The following is a 7,498-nucleotide window of genomic DNA, read 5'->3' on the forward strand; positions in this document are numbered from 1 at the left end:
GCCCAGGCGGGCACGCTACTGGTCGATGCCGCTGCCGCAGCGCAATCGGCCTGGGGCAGCACGCCGGCCGCCGCCACCACGCTCAATGCGGTCAGGGATGCCTCGGCACAGGTCGCGACGGCCGCCGGCGCCGACACGGTTCAAGCGCTGCAGGTTGCGCTTCCATCCGTGCTGACGGCGGCGGACCGGGCCTCCAGGACAGCCGGATTCGCTGCCGCGACGCCGCTCGGGACCCCGCCGATCAGCGTTTGGCCCGACGCCGGGCTGGTCGGGCGCATCGCGGCGGCACAGCTGGCGCTGGAAACCTGGATTTCCCAGCGCCCGGAAACGCTCGTCAACCAGGCCGGGCAATGGGCACTGCCGGGCGGGCGCATGGGACTGGGCGAGGCGGCCGAGCCGGCTGCCCGCCGCGAGTTCGCCGAGGAGACGGGCACCCCACTCGGCCCGGAATTTGCAAGGTTCGCACTCGTCGAATTCGGGCCGCGGCCAGGCAGGGTCTCATTCGTGCTGGTCTGCTTCGACGCCCCCCTTGAAGTGGACGCTGGCACCCTGGCGACCCTCAACGCCAACCTGGCCGGACGCCCTGCCATGATGGGCAGGCCCACCGCGACCAGCGTGGCGGACTGGGAACTGGATCGACTGCAGTTGGTCGAGCAGGCCGACATCTGCAACGTCCTGGGGGTCCAGCAGAGCGTCGTCCTGCCGCAGGTCCCGCAAGCAGGGTCGCAGTCCATCGACTGGTATGCCGCGATCGCGCGTTACATCGCGGGGCTTCCCGTTCCCTGAGCCCAGCATCGCCATACCTCCCGCAGCGGGGCTGCCCCGGGTTTTCCACCCCGGCGCAGCCCCGCTGCGTTTCAGGTCCCGCGCCTCTTGCGGGGCGCCCTGCACCCACCCGCGTTTTCCCCGTGTTGCGGCGCCCTCTTTCACGCCAGATCCGCCGTATTCTTCGTCGATTCCACCAATCCACGCCGCCGCGATGTTTCTACTCTGCATACACGGTGACGCACAGACACTTCGGCGCAATGCACCGTGACACTGGACCCCAGGCAGTTCCATCTTTCATAGGAGCAGAACATGGCATTTCCAACCGCGGTAAACGACCAGATCACCGATTCGGTTACCCAGGTCAATACCAAGGTGCTGGGCGACGCGCCCGCCATCGCGGTGGGCAACCTCTACCAGGCCACCTCGCAGGCGTTGGCCAACGCCGCCCACAACGCTACCAACGCCCAGCAACAGTCGTATGTGACCGCGCAGTCGGCCACCACCATGGGCGTGGCCACGCTGTACTCGATCGATACCGCCAGCACCGCTGTGGCTACCAAGGAAATCTTCAGCACCCGCGTGCGCGGGCTCGGTTCCTGATCCGGTTTGATTGCTGTTGATCCGCCACCCTCAAGGAGCACGACATGGCATTCCCGACGTCCGTCAACGACCAGATCACCGATTCGGTCACCCAGGCCAACACCAAAGTGCTCGGCGATGCGCCGGCCATCGCAATGGGCAACCTCTACCAGGCTACCGCGCAGGCGCTGGCCAACGCCGCCCACAACGCCACCAACGCGCAGCAGCAGTCCTACGTGACGGCGCAGGCAGCCACCACGATGGGCGTGGCCACCCTGTATTCGATCGACACGGCCACCACCGGCGTGGCCACCAAACAGATCCTCGGCGCTTGACGCGCCGCCGGGCAAGGAGCTGACCCATGGCATTTCCAACCGCTGTGAATGACCAGGTCACCGACTCGGTCACCCAGGCCAACCTCCAGGTGCTGGGGGTTGCCCCTGCCACGGCCATGGGCAGCCTCTACCAGGCCACGGCGCAGGCACTGGCCAACGCCGCCCACAACGCAACCCTCGCCCAGCAGCAGATGTATGTCACGGCGCAGGCCGCGACCACGATGGGCGTTTCACTGCTCTATGCAGTCGATACCGGCGCCACCGGCGCCGCCACCCGGAAGACGTTCGGCTGATCGCAGTGATGGCCGCCAGTCTCCGTTTCCGTAGCTTCGTCCACCCCAAGGAGTCTTCACCATGGCATTCCCTACCGCCGTCAACAGCCAGATCACCGACTCGGTGTCGCAGGTCAACACCAAGGTTCTTGGTGATGCACCGGCCATCGCAATGGGCAACCTGTTCGTGGCCACCAGCCAGGCGTTGTCCAACGCCGCGCACAACGCGACCAACAACCAACAGCAGTCCTACGTGACCATGCAGGCCTCGACCACCCAGGGGGTGTCGACCTTGTATGCGATCGACACCGCCTCCAACGGCGTGGCCACCCGCGAAATCCTGGGTCTGCGCTGACGTGTCGGTCCGGCGTGACGCCCACCGCGGCGCCCCGAGCCTGGGTGGCGTCACGTCGGACCTCTGATCCATGGCCGCCTCGCCCGCCATTGCCTACCTGCTGGAAGCCACCAGCGCGGAGTCGGCCCTGGCGATCGCGTTGGCGCCTTCATTCGCGATGTCGGCCACCTATCTTGCGATGGCCGACTCACTCGGCCTGGCGATGCAGAACGCCGTGGCCAACCAGCAGCGCGGCCAGGTCACGGCAGGCGCGAGCCTCGCCCAGGTGCTGGCCCTGATCATCCAGAAGGGAGCGGTTCCATCATGATCAACGACAACACGGTCAACACCCAGATGGTCGACAGCGTCAGCACGCTGGCAGCCCTGACCACCGGCCAGGCCGCTTCGCAGGCGTTTGGCATGCTGGATGTAGTGATGCTTGAGACGCTGGGTACGGCCATGCACAACGCGGTCAACCGCCAGCAGGGCGGCGGCATGGTCAGCGCCGCGGCGGTCACGGCCACGTGTGCGAAAATGATCAACGCCCCGTTCCCCGCGCCGCCTCCCCCGCCGCCGCCGCCACCGCCGACGCCGCCCAATGTCCTCCCSCTTCCCGGCCCGCAGCCCACGCCGCCTTCGCCGGCGGCGGTGATTGCGGCAGCCACCAATGAAGGAATGACCGCCATCGGCATCCTGCAGGCACAGACCCATGGTGCCAGCGCCGATGCAGCGACCGCCGCTGCCAACCTGCATACACTCGAAGTGCTTGCAGCAGGTACGTCGGCGTCCGCGCCCGGTCCCGTGCCCGACCCTGCGCCCGGTCCGGACCCGGCCGTGGGTCCCGCCCCGGATTCCGCGCCTGCCCCCTCCCGCCACGCCGATCCAGGCGACGCGGATGCCCGCCCCTGAACACCGGTAACAGCGCACCCCTGCGCATGTCCTTGGAGGAGTTCTTATGGACCCGAGCAACGTCAACGCCCAGGTCATCGACGTCATCAACCAGGTGCAGACCGCCACCATGAGCCCCCAGGTGGTGCTCACCAGCGGCGCGGGCAAGGCCTACCAGTCGGTGGCCCAGTCGGCGGCGATCGCCGTGCAGGACGCCGCCGATGCGCTGCGCAACGTCTCCACCATCGCCACCACCGCGGCGGGCGTGGCCATGGCCCAGTACCTGGCCACGGGCGACGAAAAATATGCAAAAGTGCTCAATCAGGCGCAATCGATGATGCAGGGGGCGACGGAGGATTTCAATCGCGTCGGTACCGCCGCCGCATCCGTACTCAAAGGATTTCCGGCCGGTTGAGGCCCCCAAGGAGAACCGCAGATGAGTCTTTTCGTTGCTGGTCGTTCCATTCCCCACCTCGGCCTGCTCAGCAGTATGTGCCGGCAGGTGCTGACCCTTGTCGATGGCGGCCAGCCCTGGTTGCAGTGGGCCATCGATGCCCACGAGCATCGCTATCACTTCGCCGACGAAAGCATGCTGCTGGATGGCATCCAGCAGGGCCTGCACGGCTCTCGTCTGGCCTGGCTGCCGCAGACCGGCCTGCAGGTGAGTCCGATCAAACTGCTCAGCCTGGGCGGGGAAGATATCGACACGCTGTACCGGGTGGAGCATGGCGAACACGGCAGCGCTCTGGCCGACAGCGTGCAGCGCTTGCTGTCGCGGCATTCCCTTGTCAGCAACGCTGCGCTGCAGTCCTACCGTCCTTTCCTGGCAGCCGTCGGTGGCGCCGATGCGCCGCTGCTGCAGCAGTTGGATTTCCGCGAAAGCCTTGCGCTTTGGCAGCTGGCCGCCGAACAGGGGCCGCAGCTCCCCAGCGGAGCGACCCGAGGGGAGGCAGCGGACTTCGCACTGCAGCACGCACGGCGACCGATCGAGTTCTGCGATTACTACCGCTTCTACCTGCGCACCCAGCACACCGCCGCAACCGCCGAGCAGCGGCTGGAGCGCGCCACGCACGCGCTGCAGATCCTGCTGCCCATGCTGTTCGGTGCGCTGGACGGGCCACAGCTGCCGCGCCTGCCGGCGCCTGAAGAAGTGCGCCAGGCCATCGCCGAGACACTGGAGGCAGGACGACCGGTTGGCTTCGCACGGATCTCCCTGGCCGCCCAGCAGGTCGCGGTAGCCCTGCATGGAATGCCCCTGGATCACGAGACCATCCGCGAGGCAGCGCGCCGGCAGATGCGCGAAGCCCAGGCCTTTCTCAACGAACACCCGGTCCATCGTGGGCGGCTGGGCCAGGACGGCGCCAGCGTGCAGTTCCCGATCGAGGCCTCGCGGCAGCGAGCGGTGGTGCAGGTGGAAGACAACATCATCACCCTGGCGCAGTACAACCGGCTGCTCGGCGATGACGCATCCGAAGCGATGCTCGGTTACCAGGCCAGTTCGGCGTGACGATCGTGGCGCCGTCGCACGGGCCGGAGCACGCGTGCACGTCGTTGGCTGCGGCGGCCGGTGACGCGGTTGTCGCCGGCCGGCAAGCCGCGCGACTACAGGCCGATCAGATCCTGGCCAGCGCGCAGACCGCGCTGCGCCATCTCCTGGGTGCCCGCGCTGGCGGGCACCCTTCCTCTTCCCCAGACGGAGCCATCCCGATGACCTTCCCGACCCCGCTTCCTTCGCCACCGGACGGTGGCCGCCCCCCCCACAAAAGCCCGATGGAGATCGCACAGGAACTGGCTGAAGCGGCGATGGCGGCCACCGAGCAGTCCATTCGCGCGGCGATGGAAGCCTCCCAACATGCGATCGAAGCCGCCAACGAAGCGGCTCGCCGGGCAGATGCCGCCGCCGAAGACGCTGTTCGCCGCGCTACCGAAGCCGCCGCCGAGGACGACGCAAAGTGGGAACAGCGCCGCTAGGCCGCTTGACCAGGAGCATTATCCGGCGGGCCTGCGCCGGTAGCTGCGTGGACTGACCCCCACCACCCGCCGGAAGCTTTTCTCGAAATGGCTCAGGTCGCCAAAGCCGACCTGAAGGGCCACATCGGTGATGCGCAGGCGTTGTTCGCTGCGCAGCAACTGTTTGGCATGTTCGATCCGCAACTGCTGCAACAGCGGCTTGAACGTGGTACCCAGCTCGTTGCGAAACAGGAACCCGAGGTGGGACTGGCTGACGTGTGCCTGCCTGGCGAGGTCGCCCAGGGTGAGCGGTTCGGCCGCGTGGTCTTTGAGATAGGCAAGCGCACGCTTGAGGCCGTCATGCAGACCGTCGTTCAGGCGATCATATGCGGACCGTGGCAGATCGCGGCCTTCGCGCGCGTCTGTGGCCGAGGGATCATCCCCCGCGTCCAGCTCATCCAGCGGGAAGGCGCCGGGGTCGGTCGCCGTCGCTGCGGGCGCCTCGGCGGCGGTCGCCTCCATCGCCCAGGACAGCCCCGGCGCGTGCCGCATCACATCCTCCCTGCGGATCGGACGGCCCGCGGTCATTACCGCCAGCCGCACCACCACCCGCTCCATCTCCAGCAGGTTGCCCGGCCAATCAWGGCGACGCAGTATCTCCAGCAATTCCCCACGGATTACCTGGGAATCGAACCCGTGCAGATCCAGAGCGCGGGCGGCCAGTGCGCCGATGTCTTCGACGCGTTCGCGCAAGGGGGGAATATCCACGGTGAGAAACTCCAGGCCGGCCAGCAACGCGCGCGAGAACTGCCGGTCACGCACACGCTGTTCCAGATCTACGCTGCTGGAGGCGATCACCCGGGTGGGCTGCACGGGTCGGGCATCGGCCACAGCGGCATTCAGTCCCTGGATACGGTGCGGAAGTTGCCCCTGCAGGCTTGCCGGCAACTCATCGACCTCATGGAAGTACAACGTGCCGCCCTGCGCACGTGCAAACCACTCGCCGGGCTCACCCAGCGGATGGGCGCAGTTGACCTCGACGAACGGCCCCAACCGTGACGGACCACAGCTGTGCAGGGCCGCGGCAAGCTCTACTTTTTCTGTGCCGAATTCACCGCGTACCAGCACCGGCAGGCTGCTGGCCACGGCGCGTTCGACAAACCCCTCGATCTGCTTCATCGCTTCACACGTACCCACCAGGAGCAGCGGTCGGCTCAGGACGGCTTCTGCCCAGGTCTTGGTTTCGTAGCGTTTTATCAGCTGTGCGCAGCGGTGGGCAAACAATTCACCCAAGGCGAGCGCGGTGTCGTCCAGCAGCCCGCTCTTGCCTTCCAGGTGGAGCTCTCCCAGCACCTCGTCGCCGTAGCGGATGGGTAGCCGCTGCGACGCCGGTAGTTCACGATCACCGACGGTGGCCGGCGTCGTCGCCTGGCCGTCTGCGGCCATTCCGCRCAACCGTACGCGCCCGCCGCGCAATGCCTGGTGCTGCGAAAACTCCTCCACGAACGCACCCAACAGTTCGGGCAACGAGGGGTACGGACGATATGCGCGCTGCAGCATTTCACTGACTTGCCTGTGCATTGAAACTCCCTCTGGATTGGCAACCCGGTGCGAGCACACCAGGCGATCGCACGATAGGTGCCACGCGGCGCCATCGCGGGATGCTGCGATGTCCACGCCACATGCCGCGCCTGCTGGGCGCGGTGCGTTGCCATGACACGGCGCCAGCCGCCCTCTCCCCGGGCGGTCGTGGCGAACATCGATCATCTCCAGACGGGGCCATAATCGAGGTGAGCTATCCGTGATCGAAATCGCCTACCCGAAGCACCAAATATTTGACGCTCAACACGTCGCCGGTGGAATGTCCCGATATTCACGTGAATATGTGGATTGAATCTCACTTTGGCGCGTTTCAACGCCCTGCATGGGTCACGTGGCAACGGAGGCCCGGGGGCAGTCCGTCAAAGTCCCATCGCCCTCTTGCACGTAACGCGCCCCCACACTGCGCGCCAGCCAGGCAGAAAATGGCGACCTGAACGCATTCAGAGCCTCCCCATGGCCCGGCCGTCGGCCGTGCTCCCGCTTCTACACGCCTCCCGCGCGACACCACATTGGCGCCAACACCCCCGGATCGGGGACAATACCCGCCGACCGGACGCCCCGGTCCGCTACAGCACGGACCCGCATCGAGGCGGTCATCGCTCTGCCGTCTGTCGCTGTATCCCCGCCGCTGCTCCCGGATCTGAATTGAATACCATTGCCACTCCCGTCGATGCCGACGACCTCCCCCTGACCGACCGCCTGCGCGCCGCACTGGACCTTCTGGAGGCGATCGAGGCCGATCGCAGCGTGCTCGACACCCTGCCCGACGC

General features: G+C 66.9%; 11 protein-coding genes. 10 read left to right on the forward strand and 1 reads right to left on the reverse strand.

All coding sequences use genetic code 11. The features are described from left to right. From AC1DQP_RS13415 to AC1DQP_RS13460, 10 genes are all read left to right on the forward strand, one after another. On the forward strand, positions 1–786 hold a 786-nt coding region (locus tag AC1DQP_RS13415), incomplete at its 5' end, for an NUDIX domain-containing protein (protein ID WP_478051777.1). A 291-nt stretch (positions 787–1,077) separates the two neighbouring features. Beyond that, the gene (locus AC1DQP_RS13420; RefSeq protein ID WP_457319350.1) at positions 1,078–1,368 is read left to right on the forward strand and encodes a RebB family R body protein; all 291 of its coding nucleotides are present in this window, start codon (positions 1,078–1,080) and stop codon (positions 1,366–1,368) included. A gap of 44 nt (positions 1,369–1,412) precedes the next feature. Beyond that, entirely contained in the window at positions 1,413–1,682 is a 270-nt protein-coding gene (locus AC1DQP_RS13425; RefSeq protein WP_256774348.1) for a RebB family R body protein, read from the forward strand. 26 nt (positions 1,683–1,708) lie between these two features. Further along, entirely contained in the window at positions 1,709–1,975 is a 267-nt protein-coding gene (locus tag AC1DQP_RS13430) for a RebB family R body protein (protein WP_256774349.1), read from the forward strand. Between the two features lie 61 nt (positions 1,976–2,036). Beyond that, positions 2,037–2,309 carry a RebB family R body protein gene (locus tag AC1DQP_RS13435; protein WP_005416651.1) on the forward strand — a complete coding sequence of 91 codons (273 nt, stop codon included), beginning with the start codon at positions 2,037–2,039 and terminating at the stop codon, positions 2,307–2,309. A 70-nt stretch (positions 2,310–2,379) separates the two neighbouring features. Continuing rightward, complete coding sequence (locus AC1DQP_RS13440; protein WP_256774350.1) at positions 2,380–2,616, forward strand: RebB family R body protein; 237 nt, start codon at positions 2,380–2,382, stop codon at positions 2,614–2,616. After that, positions 2,613–3,197, forward strand: coding sequence for a RebB family R body protein (locus AC1DQP_RS13445; RefSeq protein ID WP_457319351.1), 585 nt, complete (start codon positions 2,613–2,615; stop codon positions 3,195–3,197). Before AC1DQP_RS13440 ends, AC1DQP_RS13445 begins: the two co-directional genes overlap by 4 nt. 46 nt (positions 3,198–3,243) lie before the next feature. After that, positions 3,244–3,591 (forward strand): hypothetical protein, encoded by a 348-nt coding sequence (locus AC1DQP_RS13450; RefSeq protein ID WP_256774352.1) that lies wholly within the window; start codon positions 3,244–3,246, stop codon positions 3,589–3,591. Positions 3,592–3,612: 21 nt separating this feature from the next. Then, positions 3,613–4,683, forward strand: coding sequence for a hypothetical protein (locus AC1DQP_RS13455; protein ID WP_478051778.1), 1,071 nt, complete (start codon positions 3,613–3,615; stop codon positions 4,681–4,683). Further along, positions 4,680–5,147, forward strand: coding sequence for a hypothetical protein (locus tag AC1DQP_RS13460; RefSeq protein WP_457319724.1), 468 nt, complete (start codon positions 4,680–4,682; stop codon positions 5,145–5,147). The genes AC1DQP_RS13455 and AC1DQP_RS13460 overlap by 4 nt, the downstream gene beginning before the upstream one ends. An 18-nt stretch (positions 5,148–5,165) precedes the next feature. Here AC1DQP_RS13460 and AC1DQP_RS13465 read toward each other — a convergent pair whose 3' ends face one another. Further along, positions 5,166–6,707, reverse strand: coding sequence for a helix-turn-helix domain-containing protein (locus tag AC1DQP_RS13465; RefSeq protein ID WP_478051779.1), 1,542 nt, complete (start codon positions 6,705–6,707; stop codon positions 5,166–5,168). Positions 6,708–7,498: the final 791 nt, after the last annotated feature.

The sequence above is a fragment of the Stenotrophomonas sp. P5_A8 genome, assembly GCF_056400545.1.

Excerpts from the sequence above, each read along its gene's own strand:
- AC1DQP_RS13455 (WP_478051778.1), top strand. The coding sequence starts at position 3,613 with ATGAGTCTTTTCGTTGCTGGTCGTTCCATTCCCCACCTCGGCCTGCTC.
- AC1DQP_RS13420 (WP_457319350.1), top strand. The coding sequence starts at position 1,078 with ATGGCATTTCCAACCGCGGTAAACGACCAGATCACCGATTCGGTTACC.
- AC1DQP_RS13425 (WP_256774348.1), top strand. The coding sequence starts at position 1,413 with ATGGCATTCCCGACGTCCGTCAACGACCAGATCACCGATTCGGTCACC.
- AC1DQP_RS13440 (WP_256774350.1), top strand. The coding sequence starts at position 2,380 with ATGGCCGCCTCGCCCGCCATTGCCTACCTGCTGGAAGCCACCAGCGCG.
- AC1DQP_RS13435 (WP_005416651.1), top strand. The coding sequence starts at position 2,037 with ATGGCATTCCCTACCGCCGTCAACAGCCAGATCACCGACTCGGTGTCG.
- AC1DQP_RS13450 (WP_256774352.1), top strand. The coding sequence starts at position 3,244 with ATGGACCCGAGCAACGTCAACGCCCAGGTCATCGACGTCATCAACCAG.
- AC1DQP_RS13430 (WP_256774349.1), top strand. The coding sequence starts at position 1,709 with ATGGCATTTCCAACCGCTGTGAATGACCAGGTCACCGACTCGGTCACC.